At 69.0% G+C, this 22,635-nt stretch carries 24 protein-coding genes; 3 read left to right on the forward strand and 21 right to left on the reverse strand.

Translation table 11 applies throughout. The features are described 5' to 3' along the window. A partial coding sequence (locus tag RMN86_RS12025) for a fatty acid desaturase (protein ID WP_309606080.1) occupies positions 1 to 181 on the forward strand: 181 nt, incomplete at its 5' end. Here the strand turns inward: RMN86_RS12025 and RMN86_RS12030 are convergent. The 15 genes from RMN86_RS12030 to RMN86_RS12100 all read right to left on the reverse strand — a co-directional run bounded on the left by RMN86_RS12030 (position 178) and on the right by RMN86_RS12100 (position 13,590). Beyond that, the gene (locus RMN86_RS12030; RefSeq protein ID WP_309606081.1) at positions 178 to 1,413 is read right to left on the reverse strand and encodes a beta-ketoacyl-[acyl-carrier-protein] synthase family protein; all 1,236 of its coding nucleotides are present in this window, start codon (positions 1,411 to 1,413) and stop codon (positions 178 to 180) included. The genes RMN86_RS12025 and RMN86_RS12030 overlap by 4 nt on opposite strands. Positions 1,414 to 1,427: 14 nt before the next feature. Beyond that, complete coding sequence (locus RMN86_RS12035) at positions 1,428 to 1,679, reverse strand: phosphopantetheine-binding protein (protein WP_309606082.1); 252 nt, start codon at positions 1,677 to 1,679, stop codon at positions 1,428 to 1,430. A gap of 88 nt (positions 1,680 to 1,767) precedes the next feature. Further along, positions 1,768 to 2,448, reverse strand: coding sequence for an ABC transporter ATP-binding protein (locus RMN86_RS12040; protein ID WP_309606083.1), 681 nt, complete (start codon positions 2,446 to 2,448; stop codon positions 1,768 to 1,770). Next, positions 2,445 to 3,746, reverse strand: a complete 1,302-nt coding sequence (locus RMN86_RS12045; protein ID WP_309606084.1) for a TolC family protein — start codon at positions 3,744 to 3,746, stop codon at positions 2,445 to 2,447. Before RMN86_RS12045 ends, RMN86_RS12040 begins: the two co-directional genes overlap by 4 nt. A 35-nt stretch (positions 3,747 to 3,781) precedes the next feature. Continuing rightward, positions 3,782 to 4,678 (reverse strand): HlyD family efflux transporter periplasmic adaptor subunit, encoded by an 897-nt coding sequence (locus tag RMN86_RS12050; RefSeq protein WP_309606085.1) that lies wholly within the window; start codon positions 4,676 to 4,678, stop codon positions 3,782 to 3,784. After that, positions 4,675 to 5,808, reverse strand: a complete 1,134-nt coding sequence (locus RMN86_RS12055; RefSeq protein WP_309606086.1) for an ABC transporter permease — start codon at positions 5,806 to 5,808, stop codon at positions 4,675 to 4,677. The genes RMN86_RS12050 and RMN86_RS12055 overlap by 4 nt, the downstream gene beginning before the upstream one ends. Then, positions 5,805 to 6,917, reverse strand: a complete 1,113-nt coding sequence (locus RMN86_RS12060; protein WP_309606087.1) for a peptidogalycan biosysnthesis protein — start codon at positions 6,915 to 6,917, stop codon at positions 5,805 to 5,807. The genes RMN86_RS12055 and RMN86_RS12060 overlap by 4 nt, the downstream gene beginning before the upstream one ends. Then, positions 6,910 to 7,785, reverse strand: a complete 876-nt coding sequence (locus RMN86_RS12065; protein ID WP_309606088.1) for an alpha/beta fold hydrolase — start codon at positions 7,783 to 7,785, stop codon at positions 6,910 to 6,912. Before RMN86_RS12065 ends, RMN86_RS12060 begins: the two co-directional genes overlap by 8 nt. A 2-nt stretch (positions 7,786 to 7,787) precedes the next feature. Continuing rightward, on the reverse strand, positions 7,788 to 8,708 hold the full coding sequence (locus RMN86_RS12070; protein ID WP_309606089.1) for a hypothetical protein: 921 nt from the start codon (positions 8,706 to 8,708) through the stop codon (positions 7,788 to 7,790). A 9-nt stretch (positions 8,709 to 8,717) separates the two neighbouring features. Beyond that, entirely contained in the window at positions 8,718 to 10,112 is a 1,395-nt protein-coding gene (locus RMN86_RS12075) for an aminotransferase class III-fold pyridoxal phosphate-dependent enzyme (protein WP_309606090.1), read from the reverse strand. 327 nt (positions 10,113 to 10,439) lie between these two features. Next, a complete protein-coding gene (locus RMN86_RS12080) occupies positions 10,440 to 11,021 on the reverse strand; it encodes a CDP-alcohol phosphatidyltransferase family protein (protein WP_309606091.1) in 582 nt (193 codons plus the stop codon). Further along, positions 11,018 to 11,275, reverse strand: a complete 258-nt coding sequence (locus RMN86_RS12085; RefSeq protein WP_309606092.1) for a Rieske (2Fe-2S) protein — start codon at positions 11,273 to 11,275, stop codon at positions 11,018 to 11,020. Before RMN86_RS12085 ends, RMN86_RS12080 begins: the two co-directional genes overlap by 4 nt. Continuing rightward, positions 11,272 to 12,450, reverse strand: a complete 1,179-nt coding sequence (locus RMN86_RS12090) for an iron-containing redox enzyme family protein (RefSeq protein WP_309606093.1) — start codon at positions 12,448 to 12,450, stop codon at positions 11,272 to 11,274. The genes RMN86_RS12085 and RMN86_RS12090 overlap by 4 nt, the downstream gene beginning before the upstream one ends. Then, entirely contained in the window at positions 12,447 to 13,115 is a 669-nt protein-coding gene (locus RMN86_RS12095) for a dihydrofolate reductase family protein (protein ID WP_309606094.1), read from the reverse strand. Before RMN86_RS12095 ends, RMN86_RS12090 begins: the two co-directional genes overlap by 4 nt. Positions 13,116 to 13,329: 214 nt before the next feature. After that, on the reverse strand, positions 13,330 to 13,590 hold the full coding sequence (locus RMN86_RS12100; protein ID WP_309606095.1) for an SWIB/MDM2 domain-containing protein: 261 nt from the start codon (positions 13,588 to 13,590) through the stop codon (positions 13,330 to 13,332). Positions 13,591 to 13,843: 253 nt separating this feature from the next. Between RMN86_RS12100 and RMN86_RS12105 the strand changes: the two genes are divergently transcribed. Next, a complete protein-coding gene (locus RMN86_RS12105) occupies positions 13,844 to 14,305 on the forward strand; it encodes an Lrp/AsnC family transcriptional regulator (RefSeq protein ID WP_309606096.1) in 462 nt (153 codons plus the stop codon). A 74-nt stretch (positions 14,306 to 14,379) separates the two neighbouring features. Next, positions 14,380 to 16,014 carry an acyl-CoA synthetase gene (locus RMN86_RS12110; protein WP_309606097.1) on the forward strand — a complete coding sequence of 545 codons (1,635 nt, stop codon included), beginning with the start codon at positions 14,380 to 14,382 and terminating at the stop codon, positions 16,012 to 16,014. Positions 16,015 to 16,020: 6 nt separating this feature from the next. Here RMN86_RS12110 and RMN86_RS12115 read toward each other — a convergent pair whose 3' ends face one another. From RMN86_RS12115 to RMN86_RS12140, 6 genes are all read right to left on the reverse strand, one after another. Continuing rightward, complete coding sequence (locus RMN86_RS12115; RefSeq protein ID WP_309606098.1) at positions 16,021 to 16,401, reverse strand: helix-turn-helix transcriptional regulator; 381 nt, start codon at positions 16,399 to 16,401, stop codon at positions 16,021 to 16,023. A 21-nt stretch (positions 16,402 to 16,422) separates the two neighbouring features. After that, the gene (locus RMN86_RS12120; protein WP_309606099.1) at positions 16,423 to 16,656 is read right to left on the reverse strand and encodes a hypothetical protein; all 234 of its coding nucleotides are present in this window, start codon (positions 16,654 to 16,656) and stop codon (positions 16,423 to 16,425) included. 92 nt (positions 16,657 to 16,748) lie between these two features. Further along, complete coding sequence (locus RMN86_RS12125) at positions 16,749 to 18,473, reverse strand: IlvD/Edd family dehydratase (protein ID WP_309606100.1); 1,725 nt, start codon at positions 18,471 to 18,473, stop codon at positions 16,749 to 16,751. A 9-nt stretch (positions 18,474 to 18,482) separates the two neighbouring features. Next, a complete protein-coding gene (locus RMN86_RS12130) occupies positions 18,483 to 19,337 on the reverse strand; it encodes an SMP-30/gluconolactonase/LRE family protein (RefSeq protein ID WP_309606101.1) in 855 nt (284 codons plus the stop codon). Between the two features lie 50 nt (positions 19,338 to 19,387). Continuing rightward, entirely contained in the window at positions 19,388 to 20,839 is a 1,452-nt protein-coding gene (locus RMN86_RS12135; RefSeq protein ID WP_309606102.1) for a glutamate synthase subunit beta, read from the reverse strand. A 24-nt stretch (positions 20,840 to 20,863) separates the two neighbouring features. Next, on the reverse strand, positions 20,864 to 22,528 hold the full coding sequence (locus RMN86_RS12140; protein WP_309606103.1) for a glutamate synthase-related protein: 1,665 nt from the start codon (positions 22,526 to 22,528) through the stop codon (positions 20,864 to 20,866). Between the last annotated feature and the right edge of the window lie 107 nt (positions 22,529 to 22,635).

Consider the following 22,635-nt stretch of genomic DNA (forward strand, 5'->3'; position numbering starts at 1 on the left):
CTACAACTTGGTGTTCCTGAACAACGGCTACCACGCCGAGCACCACTATCGGCCCAAGCAGCACTGGACGCGGATGCCGGCGTTGCGGGCCGAGATTCTGCCCGAGCAGCGGGCGGCGGGCGTCAGGGTAATCTGGCCGGCCCACTTCCTGGGCTTCCTGGACCGTCAACCGATCCGCTAGACGCCGTTCGGCCCCGCGAACATCAACGCCACATTCAGCCCGCCGAACGCGAAAGCGTTCTGCAGCAGGAGCTTCGAAGCGATGGGCCTCGCCTCGCCGATCACTAGGTCCAGGTCGCACGCCGGGTCCCGGGCGGTGAAGTTGAGGATCGGCGGGGCGAGGCCCTCGGTCAGGGCGCGCAGGCCCAGCGCCGCCTGCAGGGCCGCCGAGCCACCGATCAGGTGGCCGTGGGCGCTCTTGGTGGCGATCACCGGCATGGCGCGCGCGCGTTCGCCGAACACCTCCACCAGTGAGCGGGTCTCGGCGGCGTCGTTCAGCGGGGTTCCAGTCCCGTGGGCCGAGACCAGGATGTCGGAGCGGTCCAGCGCGCCGGCCTGGCGGGCGGCCTGGCGCATGGCGCGGGCCTGGCCCTCCGGCGAGGGCTGGGTGATGTGAAAGGCGTCCGACGACATGCCCCAGCCGACCAGTTCGCCAAGGATCGCCGCGCCGCGCGCCTGGGCGTGGTCCCAGGCTTCCAGCATCAGCACCGCGCCGCCCTCGCCCAGCACCATGCCGTCGCGGTCGGCGGAGAACGGGCGGCAGGTCACCGGCGACATGGCGCGGATCGCTTCCCACGCGCGCACAGACCCGGCGGTGGACACGGCTTCGCTGCCGCCGACCATGGCCACGTCGACCTGGCCCGTGGCGATCATCGCCGCGCCCTGGGCGATGGCGTGGGCGGAGGAGGCGCAGGCGCTCGAGACGGCGAACACCGGCCCGCGAATCGCGAAGGCCATGGCCGCGGCGCTGACGCCGGCGCTGACCATCACCTTGGGCACGGTGGAGGGGTGCATGCGCGGCGACTTCAGCCCGAAGAACCGCTCATAGCCGGCCTCCAGGGTGGCCAACCCGCCCAGGCCGTGGCCGAAGACGATCGCCGTCCGCTCGTCCAGGACCGGGTGGCCGCGCAAGCCCGATTGCTCCAGCGCCTCCAGCGCCGGCGCCAGCACGAACCGGGCGAAGGGGTCGAGGCCGCCGGCCACTGGATGGCCCAGCGCCGCGTCCAACGCCGCCTCATAGCCCTCGGCGACCCGGGCCATCGGCAACTCCAGCCCGCCGGGACCATGGGGCGAGTCCCCCACGAGGCAGCGTGCGATGCCGCCGCGACCGGCGGCCACGGCCTGCCAGGTCGTCTCGAAGGATGGGCCCAGCGCCGAGATCGCGCCCAGGCCGGTGACGGCGATGCGGTTCACGAAGGCTCCGGGCGTCAGGCGGAGACCGGTGCCTGGGCCTTCAGCTTGTCGATCAGCTGTCCCAGGGTCTTGCAGTCTTCCAGGTCGCTCGCCTCCACGACAATGCCGTACCGTTCCTCGACCTCGAACAGCACGCTGATCACGTCGAGCGAGGCGATGCCCAGGTCCTCCAGGGCCGCGTCGCGGTTGAGCAGCCCCCGGTCAACCAGGGCCTCCGTGGCGATCACGTCGAAGAGTTCGTCATCCGTGGGAATTGTCTGAGCCATTGCACCGTCATTTCCATGGTCGGGTCGCGGGGACCGAACCCCCAGTATGCCGACGTCGCCGAAGTCTCATCGCCTCAATCCACCAAGCTTAGGACTCAAGCAAGGCGCCATCTTCCATGCGGATCACCCGGCTGGCGTGTTCGATCAGCCGCGGATCATGGGTGACACAGACCACCGTGGCGCCGTCCTGCTCGGCCGCGGCGCGCAACATCCGCGTCACCTGCCGCCCGTTCTCCGAATCCAGCGCCGAGGTGGGCTCGTCGGCGTAGATCAGCTGCGGTCGCTTGGCGAGCGCGCGCGCGATGGCCACGCGCTGCTTCTCCCCGCCGGACATCTCGGCCGGGCGGCTGTCGAGGCGCGCGCCAAGGCCCATCTGTTCAAGCGACGCGCGGGCCTGGTTCCGCGCGGCGGGCCCGCGCAGACCCTGGCGCTGCAGCACGATGCTCACCTGTTCGGTGGCGGTCAGCGCCGGCAGCAGATGGAACCCCTGGAAGATGAAACCGAAACTCTCCAGCCGAAACCGGTCAAAGGCGTCGCGCGACATCGCCGCCAGGTCGCGCCCCAGCACGGTTACAGACCCCGCGCTGGGGGTCAGCAGGCCGGAAACGATGGCCAGCAGCGTCGATTTGCCCGAGCCGGAAGGCCCGGCGACGATCAGGAATTCGCCGCGATCGACCTTGAAATCCATCGGCCGCAGGGCCTGAACCGCCTGCGGCCCCTCGCCATAGGTCTTGGAGATACCGCGCGCCTGGACCACCCGCGAGGTCACCGTCCGCCGCCGGCCAGCGCACGGGCGATGCGCGCCTCGGCGGCGCCGAGCCGGGCCTGGCGCAGGACGTCGCGGGCCTGCTCAAGCCCCTCCTCGGCGTCCGCCAGCGCCAATCCGTCGGCGACGCCCTGGGCGCCGCGGATCCGCAGGGTGTCGAGCCGGCCTTGCGCGCGGACGCCGGCCCTCTGGGCGGCGGCCAGGTTTTCATCCGCCGCCGCCACCGCCATCGTGGTGAGTTTCAACTCCGTCCAGCCTTGCAGCACCGCCTTGCGATAGGCCAGGTCGGCAAGGTCGGCTTCGCTCGCCGCAATGCGGATGCGCGCATGACCGGCGCCGCCGTCCAGCAGCGTCTCGCCGATCCGGCCGACCAGAGCCCAGGCCAGAACGCCTGTGCCGAGCAGGCTCGAGACCGCCGCGTCCGGCGCGCCAAGCGCGGCGGAAATCTGAAACTGCGGCCGCTCGGCGGCCACCGCGGCGGCGCGTCGGAAGTCCGCCGCCCGCAGCCGGGCAAGCGCGGCCTGCACATCGGGACGGGAATCGACGACCTTCGCCGCCACCGTCTCCGCCCCCGTCGGGTTCGACCCCGTGGCGCAGGCGGGTGCGGGGGGTTGCGAAACGCCGGTCAGCGCCGCGAGCCGCGCGGTCTCCGTGGCCACGCCGACACGGGCCGCCCGATCGAGCATCGCGGCGGCATCATCGGCCGCGGCGCGGGAATCGAGATCGCGGGCCGTGGCCACACCCTCGGACACCCGGACGCGAACCAGGGTGATCGCACGCGCCGCCGACGCCTGGCGGCGCACCGCGGCCGCGCGGCTGTCGCTGGCGGCGCAGAGCGCGACATAGGCCCGCGCCGTCTCCGCGGCGACCAGCAGGCGCGCCTCGGCCAGGTCTTGGGCGCTCGCCGTCCGCTCCAAGGCGGCGGCCTTGCGAAGGCGCGCGATCCGCCCGTAGATGTCGAAATCGTAGGTCACCTCCAGCGTCGGGGACCCAACCGCGCGGCGCGAGGCGAAGGTCCTGCCGCCCACCGCGCCGGCGGCGCCGACCGCCAGTTGCGGAGCCGCCGCCGCGCGGGCCAGGTCCACTTCGGCCTGGGCCCGCTCCAGGCGGGCGAGCGCGATCTTGATGTCCAGCGCGCCCAGGTCCGCCTGGCGCAACAGACCTCGCAACTCCGGGTCTCCCAGATCCTGGCGCCAGGGCGAGTCACCGACCGGCGTCAGGCGGCCCATCGGATCAGACCTCGGCGCCCGGTCAGCGGCGGTTTCGTGCACGCAGCCGCTCAGCAGCATCGCCAGCGCCATGCCCGCGCCGAGACGGGCCCCTAGACGGAGCGCGGTCACGGGGTGAAACGCACCAGCACCCGCTGGCCGATCTTCAGGTCTGTCGTCCCGTCAAGCGTCAGCAGGACGGAGACCACCCGCGTGTCAGCCTTGGCGTTGGAGCCCTCGGGGATCGAGGCGCCGGTGAGCACGTCGGCCACCCGCAGCACCCGGGCGCGATAGGCCCGGCTGGACTGGAACTCGGGCGTCACAGTGGCGGACATCCCGGGCCGCACCCGGTCGGCGAAGGATTCGTCCAGTTCGGCGCGCACGACGCGCCGGCCATCCGGTTCGAGAAGAAACAGCGGCCCGGCCGCCGCGGCATAGGCGCCCGCCACCGTGTCGCGCCGCACGATGCGGCCCGCCATCGGCGCGCGGACCACACGCACCTCGACCTCGTAGGCATCGATCCGCCGCCGGGCCTGCGAAACCCGCAGGGCCTCCTCGGCCGCGCTCTGTTCGCCCCGCGCCACCAGGGCGGCGGTGGCCGCCTGATCGGCGTCCTGGCGGGGGGCGGCGTCCTGAGCGACCAGCCGGGCCAGGCGCGTCGCCTCACGCGCGGCGCCGACCGCGTGGGCGCGGGCGATCTCAACCTGCGCGCGGCGCGCGCCCAGGTCGGCGTCGGCCGCCTCGAGACCCAGCCGCGCCTGTTGAAGATCGAAGGTCGCCAGGGGCTGGCCGGCGGTCACGCGCTCGCCGACCTCGACGTGCAGGCGGGTGACCGTCCCGTCACGCGGCGCGCGCACCTGCAACAGGCCGGCCTCGGCATCGACCACGCCCTTGGCCACCGCGCTCATCGGCGCGGCTGCGCCTGCCCGCCCGGCGCGGGCAGGGGTGTCACGCGGCGCGCAGGCGGCGCCTTGCAGAGCCAGCAGGGCCAGCAAGGCCGGCAGGATGGGCGCGGGCCGGGTCAAAGCAGCAACGTCGCGGGGTCGGCCTGCCCCACCCGGCGCAGGGCGTAGACCCCCGAGCCGAGCGCGGTGACGACGACCAGCACCCCGGCCGCCGCCATCATAGGCGCCGACAGCACGATGGGCACGGCGGCGGCCCGGGCCACAACGGCCAGCAGGAGGGTGAGCAGGCCAGCCACGATCAGGCCGGCCAAGCCGACCCAGAAGCTTTGCCGAAGGACGATGCCGTTCAAGGCTCTCATTGAAAATCCCAGTGCACGCAAGGCGGCGAACTCCTTCAAAGATCCGGCGACAGCGGCGGCCAGGGTCTGGCTGGTGATGATCACGGCGGCCAGGATGGCCACCAGGCTGCCAAAGATGAACGCCACGCCGGCGCCCGATTCCACCAGCCAGTAGCGGGTCGTCCGACGGGCGAATGCGTTGCCGGTGAGGGCCTCGAAGCCGCGGTCCCGGCCCTGGGCGTTCAATGACGCGGCGACCTGGGCGGCGACCTTGGGGTCGTCGAGCTGGACAAGCAGATAGGCGACCTTGCCATCCGGCCCGGCGGTCGGATCGAGGTTCCGGGTGGTCGCCAGAGAGGCAATGACATTGACCCCGCCAAGGCCACGCAGCCCGCGCGTCACCCCGACAACCCTCACCTTGCGGCCATTGATCTCAGCGCTGCCACCCACCTGCGTCTGCAGCTTGTGCAGATCGGCCTGATCGACGAGCACCGCGTCGGGGTCGGCGAGCGCCAGCCGCTGTTGGCGGGAGAGCGCATCCGACAGGGCCATGGAATCGGCCGTCGGCGAGACGCCGACGATGAACACATTGACCATGCCGCGCGTCTCGGTGCGCCACTCGCCGGACCCCCATAGAAAAGCCTCCACCCGCTGCACGTGCGGCTCCATCCAGACGAACAGCTCGGCCTTCGAGGTCACCGGCCGACCGAGGTCGATGCTCTGCACCCCCGGAAAGCCCACCCACAGGTCGGCGCTGGAGCGGGTTACATAGAGGCTGGACAGCGAGAAGATGCCCAGGATCACGGCGGCCTGAAGCAGCACCAGCAGCCCGGAAAACGCCACGGCGACGATGGCTGGCAGAAAGCGGCGCCAGTCATGGATCAGCGTCTTCAGCGGCAGGGAGAGCCTCATGCGGCGCGCCTGACGGTCGGATCGGCGGCGAACATCGGGGCGAACAGCTGCATGGCGCCGTTCACCACCCGGTTGCGATGCCGGAAATAGATCGACGTCCGGGTCAGCCGGCTGCCCAGCCGCAGCTTGTTCTCGTAGGCCGCCTGGCCAGACCGGTAGCTGGTCAGGCCGCGCTCCAGGCACAGCCGCACATTGGTGAACCAGCTCAGAAAATAGAGATTGAACGGCCGCCCGCGCGCGGCGTCCATCAGGAAATATTTGTCCAGCAGCGTGGTCCCGTCCTGCAGCAGCAGGTTGGCCCCCAGCAGCGCATCGTCCTGGAAATAGAGCACGTAGAAGGCCCGGCCGCCCATCTCCCGCGGCACGCCGCTGAAATAGTCCGCGGTCAGGTGCTCAAAACTCATCTCGGCCCGGGCGCGAGTCTCCGCATAGAGGGCCATCACCCGGTCGAGAACGTCGTCGATGTTGCTGCGGAACTCGATGCGGATATGCGCAAGGGCGCGGAGCTTGCGGCGCATGTCCTTGCGCGCGCTGGCGGTCAGCCGGCCCATATATTCGTCGAGATTTGCGAAATCGATGTCCAGGCTGGCGAGCGGCAGGCTGGCGATCGGCTGGTAGCCCAGAGGCCCCGCCGCGGCGTCCATCACCACCGCGTCGGACGCCGCCACATCCTTCAGGGCGAACAGCCCGCAGCGTTGCTTCAGGGCCTCGGCCTCGAACGCCTCCAGCAGGTGGCGCAGCACCGCGGCGCGGCGGTCCGGCGCCAGGCTGGGGGCGAACCCCAGCCCGGCTGTCGTGGCGCAGGGGGAGCCGATGCAGGCCAGGCGCAGGGTCAGCGCGCCGGGCGCGACGCGCCGCAGGCCCTCCATCATCCGCCGGCCCGGGCCGGCGAGCGTGGTCTCCAGGCCATATTCGGTCAGAAAGGCCGGCGCGGCGGCCAACAGGGCGTCGCCCTCGCTGACCAGCACATAGCGCCAGCGAAAATCCGGCAATCCGGCGCGTTCCACCGCCAGCAGATAGTCGTACCCCTCCAGGGTGTCGGCGAAGAGGCCGTCCCAGCTCGCCGGGTCAACCTGCGCCAGCGACTCCACGACACGCGCCTCAAGCATCGATGGCCTCGCGCGGCGCGACCGATGCGGTCGCCGGCGTCGTCGGCGCGACCGGCGCCGTCGCGCCGAAGAGGCGGGCGGTCAGCTCGCCGACGTGAACATGCTCCTTGTCCACGTGGACCATGTGGTAGCTGTCTTCCAGCAACACCACCTCGTTGGGCCCCCCGAGCGCATCGCGCAGGCGATAGGCATTGCGGGGATTGGCCATGTCGTCCTCGCGGGCGTGGACGATCAGCACAGGCGCGGTGACCTGGGGGGCGACCTGCTCCACGTGGCGCGCCAGGCGGTAGAGCTGATGCATCGCCCCCAGCGGCATCCGGTCCAGCGCGCCCGGGATCATCGACTGCAGCGCACGCGCCGCCAGGTCGCGCAGGCGGACGTCCTTCAGACCGTAGGGATGGGGCTGGGTGAAGCTCAGGCGCCGGATCAGCGGCAGGTTCGCCACGATCTGGATCACGCGCGCGCCCATGGTGATCGGCGGCATGTTCCAGCCGTCGTACTCGAAGAGCATGGAATAGACCGCCGCCCCGCGGATCTGCGGGAACTCCGCGCAGAGCGCCAGCCCGATGGCCCCGCCCGCGCAGATCCCGGCCACATAGACCTCGTCGACCTCGCGGGCGTAGTCGAGATAGGCCGCGCGCGCCGAAGCGACCCAGTCGCGCCAGCCGGTCTTCAGAAGATCAGCCTCCGTCCCGCCATGTCCGGCGAGCAGCGGCGCGTAGAGGCCGAACCCCTGACGGTGCAGCACGCGGCCCAACGCCTTCATCTCGCCCGGCGCACCGGTCAGCCCGTGCAGCAGCAGGACACCGCGCCGCCCGTCGCCGCGAACGCGGAAGCTGCGGTCCTTGACCTTTGCGCGCCTTCCCAAGCTCATTGCTCCCCACCGCCGATGAGTTCGAGCAGTTCGAGATTCACCGCCTCGTTTGCCGCGCGGGTTCGCGCCGGCGGGCGCGACCACGGCTGGTCCAGCAACGCCTCGCCGCGCTTCATCACGCCCGCCACCACCCCGCCGCCATAGACCGCCGGCGACCAGTCGCCGACGACGTCGGCGCCGATCAGGCGATGCTCGGCCAGCAAGGGGGCCAGCAAGGTCTTGAGCAGCGCCAGGCTGGTGCGACCCTGGTCCCAGTTGGTCGCCGCGTCGTCAGCGCGCAGCACGTCCTTGTCGATGGTGACATAGACCGCCTCGGTGGAGATGCGACCGGGCAGGAAGGCGGCGAACTCGGCCTCGCCCATGGCCGCGATAGTCGGCCAGTCGCGACCGCACAGCTCCACGGAGTCACCGCCGTCAGGGGCGGCGTAGGCGTAGAGCTCAAGCCGTCCCTCGGCGAGCAGGTCCAGGTCGGCGCGCCGCGCGTCGGGTCGGCGGATGTCCGGGCTGCAGACGCCGACGGTCACCACCTTGGCCACCCCCGGCAGGCGGGCGGCAAGCCCGACCCAGGACCCGCAATGGGCGCCGTTGGCGAACCGCACCCAGTCGGGATGGTTGTCGAAGTGCACAACGGTCACCGCCGCGCAGCCGGCGACCTCGATCGCCCGCTCCAGCAGGAGCGGCGTGACGTGATGGAAATCCCCCGACCCCGAGAAGATCAGCGCCGGCCCGGCGGCGACCGGCAGATCCTGGCGCAGCCGCGCGCGAAGCCGTTCAAGCGCCGCCGGCCGGCTCCAAAGGCGCAACGACGGACCCAGATCGCGCGCGTCCACCGCCAGGCCGCCGCGCTCGCCCAGCCGAGCGGCAAGCACGTCCTGGCGGTCCAGCGCCGCGTCGAGGTGAAGGAGCGCCGTGCGCATGCCAGCCGATCAGGCGTCGACGCAGCGTCGCAGCAGCGCGTCGAGCAGCTTCAGCGCCAGGTCGATCTCCTCGGTGGTGATGTCCAGCGACGGCGCCAGGGTGATGACGTTCTTGTGGTAGCCGCCGACGTTGAGGATCAGCCCCATGGTCCGGCCGCCGACATTCAGGTCGCCCTTCAGGCCCTCGGCCACCATGCGGTCCAGCAGCGGCTTGTCGGGGGTGTAACTGTCGGACTGGCAGATCTCGGCGCGCAGGGCCAGGCCGAGGCCATCGACCTCTCCCAGCTGCGGCCAACGGGCCTGCAGGTCTTTCAGGCCGGCCAGGAAATAGGCCCCTTTCTCGGCGACGCTGCGCTCATAGTCGCCCTCCATGGCCATCCGCAGGGTCTCCAGCGCCACCGACGTGCCCATCGGATTGGCGTTGAAGGTGGAATGCGTCGAACCCGGCGGAAACACGGTCGGATTGATCAGCGCCTCCTTGGCCCAGATGCCGGACAAGGGGTTGAGGCCGTTGGTCACCGACTTGCCGAACACCAGCACGTCGGGCTGCACGCCGAAGTGCTCGATCGACCACAGCTTGCCGGTCCGGTAGATGCCCATCTGCACCTCATCGACCACCAGCAGGATGCCGTAGCGGTCGAGGACCTGTTTCAGCTCGATGAAGAAATTCTTCGGCGGGATCACATAGCCGCCGGTGCCCTGGATCGGCTCGACATAGAATGCCGCATATTCCGCCTCGCCGGCCTTCAGGTCGAGTACGCCGTTGAATTCACTGTCGAACAGCCGCTCGAAGTTGCGCACGCAGTGAGAGCCGTACTCTTCCTTGCTCATCCCCTTCGGCCCGCGGAAATGGTACGGAAATTCCACGAAGTGGGCGCGTTCGCCAAAATGGCCGAAACGCCGGCGATAGCGATAGGACGAGGTGATCGCCGAGGCGCCCAGGGTGCGCCCGTGATAGCCGCCCTGGAAGGCGAACATCAGGCTCTTGCCGTTCGATGCGTTGCGCACGAGCTTCAGGCTGTCCTCGACCGCCTGGGCGCCGCCGACGTTGAAGTGCACCCGGCCCTTGGCGCCGAATTTCGCCTGGGCGTCGCGGGCGATCAGGGCGGCCAGCTCCACCTTTTCCCGATGCAGATGCTGCGAGGCGACCTGCGGCAGGCGGTCGAGCTGGCGGTGGGCGACGGCGTTCAGGCGGGGGTTGCGATAGCCGAAATTGACCGTCGAGTACCACATCTGCAGGTCCAGGAAGGCCCGGCCCTCGGCGTCGTACATGTACGAGCCTTCGCAGGTTTCGAAGAATTTCGGGTGATCCAGATAGTGGACCGTGTCCCCCCAGGAGCAATACTCGGCCTCCAGGTCGCGGAGTTCCGTCTCGCTGATCATCGGGGCAGGCGCGTCGTACATTGATAGACTCCGAAAATGCTCAGGTCGTGATCTTGGCCGTCATGGACTCGGAACGGATTTTCCGGACCAAAGCCGCAACCTACGCCTTATGTCGAGAAATGCGTCGAAGGGAAGGAGGGCCTTTCTTCAGATGCAGCCAATCGAACCCGCCGCGGCGTTGCGCGTCGAGCCAAAGAAATCCGGCGATAGGGTCGCGCCGTCAGGGTCCGGTAGCCAGCGCATTGCTGTTGATCATTCCAGAAAACAACCCGCCCCGTGCAACAATGACGTCGCCGACGCCAGCCCGCCTCAAGCGCCCGCGACGTCGAGCCGCGGCGCGGTCCCGCCCTACGGCAGGCGCGCGAAGCCGTGCGCTGCATTCAGGTCGCGGCCGCCGCGCGCGATGAGGATCACCTGCTCCAACCGGCTCAGGCCCACCAGCCCGGCGCTAAGCCACAGCCACCCCTGCCAGCCGGTCACCGCGATCGCCGGCCACAGGCAGAACAACAGCGCCGCGCCGACCTTGGCCGACCAGACATGGAACATCAGCACCCGGCGGGTCAGCAGCCACGAGATCGCCAGATAGACCAGCGGCGCGCCGAACAGCACCGCGCTGGCCAGCCACTGCCGCGCGACCAGTCCGGGGTAGGCCAGCGCCAGGAAACCCAGGATCGCCACGGAGAACAGGTTGTCGACCACCGCATCGAGCTGAGCCCCGAAGGCCGAAGCCTGCTGGAACCGCCGCGCCAGCCAGCCGTCGGCCACATCCGTCGCGGCCGCCACCCCATAGAGGCCCAGCGCCAGCGTTGAATGGCCGGCCCACAACAGCGCGAAGATCGGCGCGATCAACAGGCCGCGACTGAGCGTGACCGCGTTGGCCGGCTTGAACCGGCCGTCCTCGACGACCAGCGCCAGCGGAAAGCCGCTCATCGCACCGCCGTCAGCCGCAGGGTGTCGGGATTGGCCAGCAGGCTGGCGATGGAGAAGGCCCCGCCGTGCATCGGGCAGATCAGGTCGCCCGCGGCGTCGAGCCGTCCGAACTTCAGCGGGCCGCCGCGATGCGGGCAGCGGTTCGGCGCAAGATAGAGTTCTCCATCGACCGACAGCAGGAAATATTCGATCCCGTCGCGCCAGATGGGCGGCAGATCGTGGCCGATCCACACCGAGACCGCGGGACCCGTCATGGCGTCAGCCGCCCGATGGCCGCCGGCGGAAAGGCGGCAAGGTCGCGGCCGTCCTCCAGCACGCCCAGGACGCCCACCTGAACCGGCGCGCCGCCAAGATCGCTGGATGGCGTCACCGGGCGTCCCAGCTCCGCGCGCGCCGCCCCCGCGACGCCCCAACGCGCCGACGGGGCTGCGGCAAAGGCTTGCGAGACCCCCAGCAGGTGAGCGCCGGCGCGGGCGAAGGCCGCCTTGGTCAGGTCCGCCCCGGCGATGATCTCCGCCCCGACCTGCGGCCCGAACCGAGCCACCAGCGGCGTCACCGCCTCGTCGATGACCATGCGGGTATGGTGCAGGTCGATATGGGCATGCTCGGCGAAATAGCGCGCGTCGGCGCCCGGGTGATGCTGGCGCAGGTAGCGGTGATGAGCCTTGGTCGACCTCTGATAGGCCGTCTCCGCGTAGAGCAGAAAACCGACCTGCCGAAAGATGTTGCCGGGGTTCTGGAACAGCCAGTGGATGGTGTTGTGCAGGGCCAGCGCCTCGGTGTCGAACCAGGGCCAGTAGCCGTTGTAGGCGTCATCCAGGCCGAAGCTTTTCAGGGTCGCGCGAAAGAGCACGCTGTGCTTCCTGGGATGGCTGCCATAGCCGAATTCGTCGATCAGAATGCGGAACAGCGCCGATTGCGGCTCGCCGAAGTCGCCGACCACCCCCAGCGCCGAGGCGGAGGCTTCCGCCAGCAGATCCGGCGAGGATTGCACCAGGAAATTCCGATAGTGGTCGTCGCGATGCCCCGCCCCGCCCAGCCAGGCGGTGAAGCCATTCTCCGGCGCGTCGCGGATCTCCGTCAGCATGGCCGCGACATAGGGGCCCACCTCGCCTGTCGGCTCCGGCGCCAGCGGGGCGATCAGCTCGGCCTCAAGGCCAGGCCGCAGCGCCGCCAGGGCGCCGAGTCGGCCGGCGTCATAGTGCCGCCCCATCGGCTCCAGCACTCCACCCGCCGGGACCTCGTCGGGCAGCACGACATAGCGCGCCTGATAGGCCCGCAGCAGGACCTGATGCTTGACGTAGGTCCGCAGGCTCGGATCGTCGCCGACGTTGTCGATGCGCCCGTCAAAGGCCGCGACGGGCGCGACGCCGGCGCTATCGGCGAGTCGCACCGCCAGGTCGGCCAGGGTCCGCGGATCGACACTCACGGCGGACCCTGGCGGACATAGACCGAAATTCCGATACCGCCCTTCGCGAACCATTCGATCATCCGCCAGCGTGACAGGCTTGGCTCGAATCCCGGCCACGGCGTCGGCGTCAGAAAGGTGGGCGCGTCGGGGTCGCCGGAGATGACCGCAATGTGCTTGATGACGATCTTCGACACCAGACCCTGTGCGAACAGGCTCGACAGCAGCGTGCCGCCGCCTTCGACGATCAGGCTCGCGACGCCGCGCGCCTCAAGCCGGTCGAGCAGCGTCGGCAGATCGACCGTGTCGTCGCCGCAGCGGATGACCTCGACCGCGGGCAGCGCCTCGAGCGCGGCGACCGTCGCCGCCGTCGCGCGTCCGGCGACCGCGACCAGCGTCGGCAGGCCGTCGTTGAGCAGGACCGAGGTCAGCGGCAGACGACCATCCGAGGACGGGATCACCCTCAGCGGGTTGCGGCCCGGGGCATAGCGCACCGTCAGCGAAGGATCGTCGACCCGAACGGTGTTGGCGCCCACCATGATGGCGTCCGCAGCCGCCCTCTGGCCGTGGAACCAGGTCTTCAATTCGTCACCGGAATAGTCAAACAGGTCCTTGCTGGACGACGCCCGATGCAGCGCGAGCTTGCCGTCGATGGTCAGCTCCGACAGCGTTGTGATCTCGATCATGCGCGCCCTGAAGTCCGCTCACCCCGACATGGTTGCATCCGTCGCCCGGGCTCGCAATCGGCCCTGCCCGCACGCGGCGGGGCAGGCGGGGCGCTCGGACTGGCGCCGCGGCTGGGGCCACCCAGAAACGAAGAAACCTCGCATGGCGTTCGCCAGCGAGGTTTCTCCAGTCCGACAGTCCGGCGGCCGCCCAGGCCCCCCGAAGATGGATCGGCTATTTCAGATGGCCGGCCAGGTGCTTGTTCATCTCGAACATGCTGACCTTGTCCTTGCCGCCGAACACCGGCTTCAACTTGGCGTCCGCCAGGATGTCGCGCTTGTTCGCCGGGTCCTGAAGATTGTTGGCCTTGATATAGACCCAGATCTTCGAGACGACCTCGCCGCGGGACAGCTGCCCCGGTCCGACCACAGCGGCCAGTTCGGCCGACGGCGTCAGCGGCTTTTGCAGAGCATTGGTTTTCTTGACTTCGGCCATTGGGCTCCCCCAGCTAGATATCGGACGGCTGCCGCCACGCATCGAGCGCGTGAACTGAGTCGCTTGGCGGTATCCTAGGGGCAATTCCGCCCTGCGCCACCCCGAGAAGTGCATGGCGGCGGACGGAGGGCGAAAAACCCGCCGCATCGATCCACGGGGGCCCTTCCGGCGAACCGCACGGCATTGAAGGTGTCTGCTGGCCGCGCAAGCCGGCATCGGCGTAGAACTGGAGTCTCGCAAAAGGGCCTCGCGCATGGAATTCGTTCTCGACGCCATCGACCGCCGGATCCTGCGCGAACTGCAGGCCGACGCCACGATCCCCATCGCCGAGCTGGCTGAGCGCGTCGGCCTTTCGCAGACTCCGTGCTGGAAGCGCGTCAAGCGCCTCACAGATACGGGCATTATCGAGCGCCGGGTGGCGCTCCTGGCCCGCGAGCGCCTCGACCTGGGCCTGGTGGTGTTCGTGGCGGTTCGCACCAGTCGCCATGACCAGGACTGGCTGAACGCCTTCGCCAAGGGCGCGGCGGGATTTCCCGAGGTCATGGAGTTCTACCGGATGTCCGGAGAGATCGACTATCTGCTGAAGGTGATCGTCAAGGACATCGCGGCCTACGACGCCTTCTACAAGCGCCTGATCGCCGCGGCGCCGCTGCAGGACGTGAGCTCGTCGTTCGCCATGGAGCAGATCAAGTTCACGACCGCCCTGCCGCTCTGATCGCGAGTTGACTTCCGCCCCCTTGAGGCCCCCACATTCCGGCAAACAAGAAATACCTACGGGGAGAGATCGCCATGGAGGCCTGGACCTTCGCCGACATCTGGGAGGCGATCGCCGGCGCGCAGCCCGATCGTCCCGCGCACATCCAGGGCGAGCGGGTGGTCACCTGGGGCCAGTTTGACGCCCGCGCCGACGCGCTTGCCGCCCACCTGATCGCGGCGGGACTGGACCATCAGGCCAAGGTCGCGGCCTTCCTCTACAATGGCCCGGAATATTTCGAGACCTACTACGCGGCCTTCAAGGGCGGGTTCGCGCCGGTCAACACCAACTATCGCTACGGGCCGGAAGAGCTCTTCTACCTGTTTGATAATGCAGACGCACAAGCCATTATATTTCATGCGGGATTTTCCGACGTTGTGCAGGCGATCCGGCCCCGCCTGACCGGGGTGAAAGCCTGGATCGCCCTGGCCGAGCCGGGCCACCCAGTTCCCGCCTGGGCCGCCGACTACGACGCCATCGTCGCCACGGCGCCCGCCGGGCGTCCCGTGAAGGCGCCCTGGGGCCGTTCTCCGGACGACCTGTTGCTGCTCTACACCGGCGGCACGACCGGCATGCCCAAGGGGGTGATGTGGCGGCAGACCGATCTGTTCAACGTCGTCGGCGCCGGCGGCCAGGTGCTGCGCGGCCTGGCCCCGATCGAGACGCTGCAGCAGGCGGCCACGCGGCTGTCGGATCCGGACCACTACCGGCCGCTGTCCCTAGTGGCCTGTCCGCAGATGCACGGCACCGGACAGTTCTCCTCGATCATCGCCCTCAACCTTGGCGGGGCCGTGGCCACCCTGCCCTCACGCAAGTTCAGCGCCATCGAGCTGTGGAACGAGGCAGAGCGGCTGAAGGCCGACGGCATCGTCATCGTCGGCCTGGCGTTCTCGACGCCGATGCTGGAGGTGCTGGAGGCCAACCCGGGCCGCTGGGACCTGTCCACCGTCCAGGCGATGAGTTCATCAGGTTCCATGTGGAGCCAGGAGAACAAGCGTGGCCTGCTCCGTCACTGCCCCAACGCCATGATCTTCGACAGCTTTGGCTCGTCGGAGGCGGTGGGCCTTGGCGTCTCGGCCTCGGCGCCGGGGGCCGAGGTGCAGACCGCGGCCTTTGTCATCGGCCCCAACTGCGCGGTCTTCACCGAGGACGGGCGGCGGGTGGCGCCCGGGTCCGGCGAACGCGGCCTGGTTGCGGTCACCGGCTTCCTGCCGATGGGCTACTACAAGGATCCGGAGAAGACCGACAAGACCTTCAAGACCCTGGAAGGCCAGCGTTGGAGCGTGCCCGGCGACTGGGCCGAGGTGAACCTCGACGGAACCCTGAAACTGCTGGGCCGAGGCTCGGTCTGCATCAACACCGGCGGCGAGAAGGTCTTCCCCGAAGAGGTCGAAGAAGCGCTGAAGACCCATCCGGGCGTGCGCGACGCCGTCGTCGTGGGTCTGCCCGACGCCCGTTTCGGGGAGCGGATCTGCGCGGTCGTCGAGGCCGATGGCGCGGGACAACCGACCCTGCCCGAACTCTCCGAGCATGTGCGCGCGACCTTGGCCGGCTACAAGGCCCCCCGCGACCTTGTTCTGGTCGACTCCATCGGCCGGGCGCCCAACGGCAAGGTCGACTACATGGCGGTGAAGGCGCGCGCGGTCGCGGCGCTGAACACGCCGGCCTGACCGGCCTCAGACGTCGCGAAGGCTGCGGACGAATTCCACCAGGGCCGCGCGCGGCCCGCCCCGGGGCAACCGCGAGAAGGCTCGCAGCAGTTCCAGTGCGCCGGGCTCGGAAAGCAGGCTGGCGACCTCGTCGATGGCGCCGCTCGCCGGGCTGGCCTCGCCGAACATCTCGGCGACCGGCGCCTGCAGGGTATCGGCAATGCGCGACAGCATCGAGGCGCTCACACGGTTGGCGCCGCGCTCGTACTTCTGAATCTGCTGGAAGGTCACGCCGGCCGACTCGGCCAGCGACTGCTGCGACAGGCCGCGGACCTTGCGAAGCAGTCGTATCCGCGCGCCGACGGCGATGTCGATGGGGTCGGCAAGGGCGTCAGGTCTACGAGCCATGGTGTCTCCGCAAAATCTGAACTAGCTGGCGCGGCGCGACTGGCCGTCGGAGCGCGGGGACCATTCCGCCTCGTCCAGGCCCTGGTCAGTGATAAGATAGCAGGCCTCCGCGATAGCGATTCCCACGGCGCGGCGCAGCTGCCCCATGGCCGGGGTCTCCCGCTCCACCGCCATGAGTTCCTCCTCGTAGGCCGTCAGAATCTCGACCAGATTGCGAGCCAGCGACCTGGTCCGCTCCGAATTCGTCTGAATCATCCGTAGGCCCCCAAGGCTCTTCGCCGATGAACCTTCAGCATCGGGCGGGCGATTGCAAGTCGATGCAACCTGTGGGGGGCTTTCGTCGACGGTCAGTGGGACTCGCGGGTCACCTCGGCGCTCGACTTGCCGACCAGGAAGTCGAGGTCGACGCCCTGATCGGCCTGCAGCACCGTGTCGATATAGAGCCGATACCAACCGCGCTGATAGGTCGAGGGCTTGCGCGCTGCCTGCCAATCGGCGCGTCGGCGCGCCAATTCGACATCATCGACCAGCAGGTCCAGCGTCCGGTTCGGGCCATCCAAGGCGATCTCGTCGCCATTGCGGACCAGCGCCAGGGGGCCGCCCGCGGCGGCCTCGGGGGCCACGTGCAGGATCACCGTGCCATAGGCCGTGCCGCTCATCCGGGCGTCGGAAATACGCACCATGTCGGTGACACCGGTCTGCAGGATCTTCGGTGGCAGGGCCATGTTGCCCACCTCCGGCATGCCGGGATAGCCCTTCGGTCCGCACCCCTTGAGCACCAGGATCGAGGTCTCATCGACATCCAGATCGGGGTCGTCGATGCGCGCGTGATAGTCCTCGATGTCCTCGAACACCACGGCCCGGCCGCGATGGGTGAGCAGCGCCGGGGTCGCGGCGCTGGGCTTCAGGATCGCGCCCTGCGGACAGAGATTGCCCTTCAAGACCCAGACGCCGGACGATGGCCCGACAGGTGTCTCCAGCGTGCCGATGACCTCGCGGTTCCAGACCTTGGCGCTGGCGGCGATCTCGCCCTGGGTCACCCCCGCAACCGTAAGCGCCGTGTTGCGGAACAGAGGGCCCAGCTCGGCCATCACCGCCGGCACGCCGCCCGCGTAGCAGAAGTCCTCCATCAGATATTTGCCCGACGGCATCAGGTTGACCAGCAGCGGCGCGTCGCGGGCGATCTCGTCGAAATCCCCCAGGCTGAGCGGTACGCCCAGCCGCCCGGCCAGGGCCAGAAGGTGCACCACCGCATTGGTCGAGCCGCCCAGGGCCGCGTGCAGCAGGATGGCGTTTTCGAAGGCGTCGCGGGTCATGATGTCGGACGGTTTCACGTCGTCCTTCACCAGCTGGACGATTCGATTGCCGGTCAGGTGCGCGAGCACCTTGCGACGGGAGTCCACGGCTGGCAGGGCGGCGTTGTTGGGCAGCGATATCCCCAGCGCCTCCGTCAGGCTGGCCATGGTCGAGGCGGTGCCCATGGTGTTGCAGACGCCGGCCGAGCGGCTCATGCCGGCCTCGGCGCCCATGAAGTCCGCCAGGCTCATCTCGCCGGCGCGCACCGCTTCGGAAAACCGCCACACATCGGTGCCCGAGCCGATGTCGCGCCCCTGGAACTTGCCGTTCAGCATGGAACCGGATGAGAGGAAGATGGCGGGAATGTCCACGCTCGCCGCGCCCATCAGCAGGCCGGGCGTGGTCTTGTCGCAGCCGCCGAGCAGCACCACGCCGTCGATCGGGTTGGCGCGGATCGACTCCTCGACCTCCATGGCCAAAAGGTTGCGGAACAGCATCGCCGTGGGCCGCATCTGGGTCTCGGGCAGCGACATGGCGGGGAACTCGATCGGCACGCCGCCGGCTTCCCAGACCCCGCGCTTCACAAATTCAGCGAGATCGCGCAGGCCGATCTGGCAGGTGACCAGTTCCGACCATGTGTTGGCGATACCGATGACCGGGCGGCCGTCGAAGACGTGGTCCGGCAGGCCGGTGGCCTTGATCCAGCTTCGATGGATGAACCCGTCCCGATCGAGTTTGCCATAGCTCTTGGTGCTGCGCAGCGGTTTGTCGGCCATGGCCCTACCTCACCCGGCAAACAGCGGCAGCGCCAGTCCTTTCACGCCCGTCTCGATGGCAAACAGGCCGCCCGCCACCGGTTGCCGGGCCCGCGCCTCCAGCGAAAGTCCATCCCAGGCGCTGGTCACATAGAGCGTGGTGAAGTCATCGCCGCCGAAGCAGCAACTGGTGGGCTGCTCGACCGGCATCTGGATGATCTCGGCGATCTCGCCGTTCGGCGCATAGCGGACGATCCGCCAGCCGCCCCATTGGGCGTTCCACAGGTAGCCCCGGGCGTCCACCGCCGATCCGTCCGGGGTGGCGGGCGCGCCGCGGGTGTGGGCGAACACCTCGACCTTCCCCAGGTCGGCGATTTCGTGCCGGAAGATGGTCTGCCGCCTGGAATCGGCCATGTAGAGCCGCCGGCCGTCCGGGCTGACCGAGATCGTATTGGGGATGTGGATGCCGGTCAGCACCCGATCGGTCCGGAACGTCGGCGTGGTGCGATAGACCGAGCCCGGTCGCTTGCCGTGGTCGTCGTCCATCGTGCTCCACCAGAAATTGCCGGCCAGGTCGATCTTGCCGTCGTTGGTGCGAAAGCCCTCGGGCAGCTCCAACGGCTGGACGATGCCGATCTCCCCCCTGTCCGGATCGCAGATCGCCAGGCCCTTCTCGGTGGCGATCAGCAGGCCGCCCTGGGTTCGGGGGGCCGCGGCGCTGGCGCGGAACGGCAGGTCGAAGGCGCCGCGCTCGTCGGTCTTCGGTTCGTACCAGGCCAGCCGCTTGCCCTTGATATCGAACCAATAGACGCGGCCGTCCAGCGGCGACCAGACCGGCCCCTCGCCCAGGCGGTCGGCGGACCCGACGATGCAACGCGCTTCCACTGGCCGCCTCCCCACGCAACCCCGAGCCATGCCCGCCCGGGTGGAAGCTTCTAGCGCGGCAGCTTGGAGGCGCCCATCAGGTGTTCATCGACGGCGCGGGCGCACTGACGGCCCTCGCGGATCGCCCAGACCACCAGCGACTGGCCGCGCCGCATGTCACCGCAGGTAAAGATGTTGCGCACCGAGGTCTGATAGTCGACCACGCTGGCCTTGACGTTGCCGCGCGGGTCGAGCTCCACCGCGCCGCTCTCCACCAACCCCGGCTGGCTAGGGCCGACAAAACCCATGGCCAGCAGAACCAGATCGGCCTTGAGTTCAAAGCTGGAGCCGGCGACCTCGCGCATCTGCATGCGGCCATCGGCGCCGGCCACGGCGTCCAGCCGCACGCATTCAAGCGCGGTGACGCGGCCGTCCTTGCCCACCGCCCGCTTGGTGGCCACCGCGAAATCGCGCTCGCAGCCCTCTTCCTGGCTCGAGGAGGTGCGAAGTTTCAGCGGCCAGTCGGGCCAGGTCAGCAGCTTGTTCTCGCGCTCCGGCGGCTGCGGCATGATTTCCAGCTGGGTCACCGAGGCCGCGCCCTGGCGGTTGGAGGTGCCGATGCAGTCGGAGCCGGTGTCCCCGCCGCCGATCACCAGGACGTGCTTGCCCTGGGCCGAGATCGCCCGTGCCGGCGCGGCCGCCGCTTCCGGATCGCCGGCGTTGCGCTTGTTCTGCTTGGTCAGGAATTCCATGGCGAAGTGGACGCCATCGAGCTCGCGGCCGGGGACGTCGAGGTCACGGGGCGCCTCGGCGCCGCCGGCCATCACCAGCACGTCATAGTCGTCGAGCAGGCGCTGCACCGAGACGGTGACGCCCACCTCGAAACCGGTTCGGAAGATCACGCCCTCACCTTCCATCTGCCGGATGCGGCGGTCGATGAGGTGCTTTTCCATCTTGAAGTCGGGGATGCCATAGCGGAGCAGGCCGCCGATCCGGTCGGATTTCTCGAACACCGTCGGGGCATGTCCGGCGCGGGCCAGTTGCTGGGCGCAGGCCAGGCCGGCGGGGCCGGACCCTACCACCGCGACGCGCTTGCCGGTGCCGCGTGGCGACATCTGCGGGGTGATCCAGCCTTCATCCCATCCGCGATCGACGATCTGGCACTCGATGGTCTTGATGGTCACCGGGTTGTCGTCGAGGTTCAGCGTGCAGGACGCCTCGCAGGGCGCCGGGCAGACGCGGCCGGTGAACTCCGGAAAATTGTTGGTGGACTGCAGATTGTCCAGCGCCTCGCGCCACTGGTCGCGGAACACCAGATTGTTGAAATCCGGGATCTGGTTGTTGACCGGGCAGCCCTGGTGACAGAACGGGATGCCGCAATCCATGCAGCGCGCGGCCTGCTGGCCGACCTCCGCGCCCGGCAGCGGCTTGACGAACTCGCGCCAGGTCTTCAGGCGCGCGGCGACCTTGTCATAGCCACGGTCCTTGCGCGCGATCTCCAGGAAGCCGGTGGGCTTGCCCATCGGGTGGTCTCCGAAAACTAGGGGCTATTCCGCGGCGACGGCGGCGGCCGTCTCGCGGTCGGAGGCAAGCTCCAGGAGGGCGCGGCGGAAATCCGCCGGCATGACCTTGACGAAGGCGCCAAGCGCCTCGTCCCAGTTGTCCAGGATGTCGCGCGCGCGCTTGCTGCCGGTATGCCGATGGTGGCGTTCGATGAGGATCCGCAGCCGTTCGGCGTCGAAGCGCAGCATATCGCCCATGCCGCTGTCCTCGACGGAAATCGACCGCTGGCTTGGCCGCGCCGAGGCGCCAGAGGCGTTGGCCGGCTCCGGCGTCGCGGGGCCAACGCGCTCCAGCGCCACCATGGCGGTGTTGCAGAGGTCGCCGAAACGGCCCGCGGGGTCATAGACGTAGGCGACGCCGCCGCTCATTCCCGCGGCGAAGTTGCGGCCGGTATCGCCCAGCACGACCACCACCCCGCCGGTCATATATTCGCAGCCGTGGTCGCCCAGGCCCTCGACCACCGTCACCGCGCCGGAGTTGCGCACGGCGAAACGCTCGCCGGCCACGCCCTCGAAATAGGCCTCACCGGCGATGGCGCCATAGAGCACCGTGTTGCCGACGATGATGTTCTCGGTAGGCTCGCGACGCGATTGCGGCGGCTGGCGCACCACCACCCGGCCGCCGGACAGGCCCTTGCCGACATAGTCGTTGGCGTCCCCGGTCAGTTCCAGCGACACGCCACGCGCGGCGAAGGCGCCGAAGCTCTGGCCGGCGTTGCCGTGGAATTTCAGCGAGATCGTATCCTCCGGCAGGCCGGCATGGCCGTAACGCCGGGCCACCTCGCCGGAGAGCATCGCCCCGACGGTGCGGTTGACGTTGCGAACGGCATACGCACCGCGCATCGGTGCGCCGCCGTCAAGCGCGGCCCTGGCGTCGGCGATCAGCGTGTTGTCCAGCGCCTTGCCAAGGCCGTGATCCTGGCTGTCCTGGTTCCACAGCCCCTTCGCCGCCTCGGCCGGGGCGGCGTAGAGGATGCGGCCGAGGTCGATCCCTTGCGCCTTCCAGTGGTCCAGCGCCGGGTTCATGTCGAGGCGATCGACGCGGCCGATCATCTCGTTGACCGTGGAAAATCCCATCTGCGCCATGATCTCGCGCAGCTCCTCGGCGACGAAGAAGAAGAAGTTGATGACGTGCTCGGGCTGGCCGGTGAAGCGCGCGCGCAGCACCGGATCCTGGGTCGCCACCCCCACCGGACAGGTGTTGAGGTGGCACTTGCGCATCATGATACAGCCGGCGGCGATCAAGGGCGCGGTGGCGAAGCCGAACTCGTCGGCGCCCAGCAAGGCGCCGATGGCCACGTCGCGGCCAGTGCGCAGGCCGCCGTCCACCTGCACGGCGATGCGGGTGCGCAGGCCGTTCAGCAGCAGGGTCTGCTGGGTCTCGGCCAGGCCGATCTCCCAGGGCGATCCCGCATGGGTCAGCGAGGTCAGCGGCGACGCGCCCGTGCCGCCCTCGAAGCCGGAGATGGTCACATGGTCGGCGCGCGCCTTGGCGACGCCGGCCGCCACCGTCCCGACTCCGACCTCGGACACCAGCTTGACCGATATCCGCGCCTTGCCGTTCACGTTCTTCAGGTCGTGGATCAGCTGGGCCAGATCCTCGATGGAATAGATGTCGTGGTGCGGCGGCGGCGAGATACTTTTTAACAACCCTTCCGGGATGGGTAATACTGCAAATGGATTTCAGGCATTTTATTTTTTTAACGGCAACACCGGAGATCAAAATACAGCAGTTGGAAGTTACACGCTATCAAATG

It is taken from the genome of Phenylobacterium sp. (assembly GCF_031360265.1).
GTDB lineage: Bacteria > Pseudomonadota > Alphaproteobacteria > Caulobacterales > Caulobacteraceae > Phenylobacterium.

Bases quoted from the DNA above. Each gene is read 5' to 3' on its own strand.
- RMN86_RS12080 (WP_309606091.1), bottom strand. From the start codon at position 11,021: ATGAGCGGCTTTCCGCTGGCGCTGGTCGTCGAGGACGGCCGGTTCAAG.
- RMN86_RS12110 (WP_309606097.1), top strand. From the start codon at position 14,380: ATGGAGGCCTGGACCTTCGCCGACATCTGGGAGGCGATCGCCGGCGCG.
- RMN86_RS12035 (WP_309606082.1), bottom strand. From the start codon at position 1,679: ATGGCTCAGACAATTCCCACGGATGACGAACTCTTCGACGTGATCGCC.
- RMN86_RS12085 (WP_309606092.1), bottom strand. From the start codon at position 11,275: ATGACGGGTCCCGCGGTCTCGGTGTGGATCGGCCACGATCTGCCGCCC.
- RMN86_RS12100 (WP_309606095.1), bottom strand. From the start codon at position 13,590: ATGGCCGAAGTCAAGAAAACCAATGCTCTGCAAAAGCCGCTGACGCCG.
- RMN86_RS12135 (WP_309606102.1), bottom strand. From the start codon at position 20,839: ATGGGCAAGCCCACCGGCTTCCTGGAGATCGCGCGCAAGGACCGTGGC.
- RMN86_RS12075 (WP_309606090.1), bottom strand. From the start codon at position 10,112: ATGTACGACGCGCCTGCCCCGATGATCAGCGAGACGGAACTCCGCGAC.
- RMN86_RS12115 (WP_309606098.1), bottom strand. From the start codon at position 16,401: ATGGCTCGTAGACCTGACGCCCTTGCCGACCCCATCGACATCGCCGTC.
- RMN86_RS12125 (WP_309606100.1), bottom strand. From the start codon at position 18,473: ATGGCCGACAAACCGCTGCGCAGCACCAAGAGCTATGGCAAACTCGAT.
- RMN86_RS12120 (WP_309606099.1), bottom strand. From the start codon at position 16,656: ATGATTCAGACGAATTCGGAGCGGACCAGGTCGCTGGCTCGCAATCTG.
- RMN86_RS12095 (WP_309606094.1), bottom strand. From the start codon at position 13,115: ATGATCGAGATCACAACGCTGTCGGAGCTGACCATCGACGGCAAGCTC.
- RMN86_RS12070 (WP_309606089.1), bottom strand. From the start codon at position 8,708: ATGCGCACGGCGCTCCTTCACCTCGACGCGGCGCTGGACCGCCAGGAC.
- RMN86_RS12060 (WP_309606087.1), bottom strand. From the start codon at position 6,917: ATGCTTGAGGCGCGTGTCGTGGAGTCGCTGGCGCAGGTTGACCCGGCG.
- RMN86_RS12105 (WP_309606096.1), top strand. From the start codon at position 13,844: ATGGAATTCGTTCTCGACGCCATCGACCGCCGGATCCTGCGCGAACTG.
- RMN86_RS12045 (WP_309606084.1), bottom strand. From the start codon at position 3,746: ATGGCGCTGGCGATGCTGCTGAGCGGCTGCGTGCACGAAACCGCCGCT.
- RMN86_RS12055 (WP_309606086.1), bottom strand. From the start codon at position 5,808: ATGAGGCTCTCCCTGCCGCTGAAGACGCTGATCCATGACTGGCGCCGC.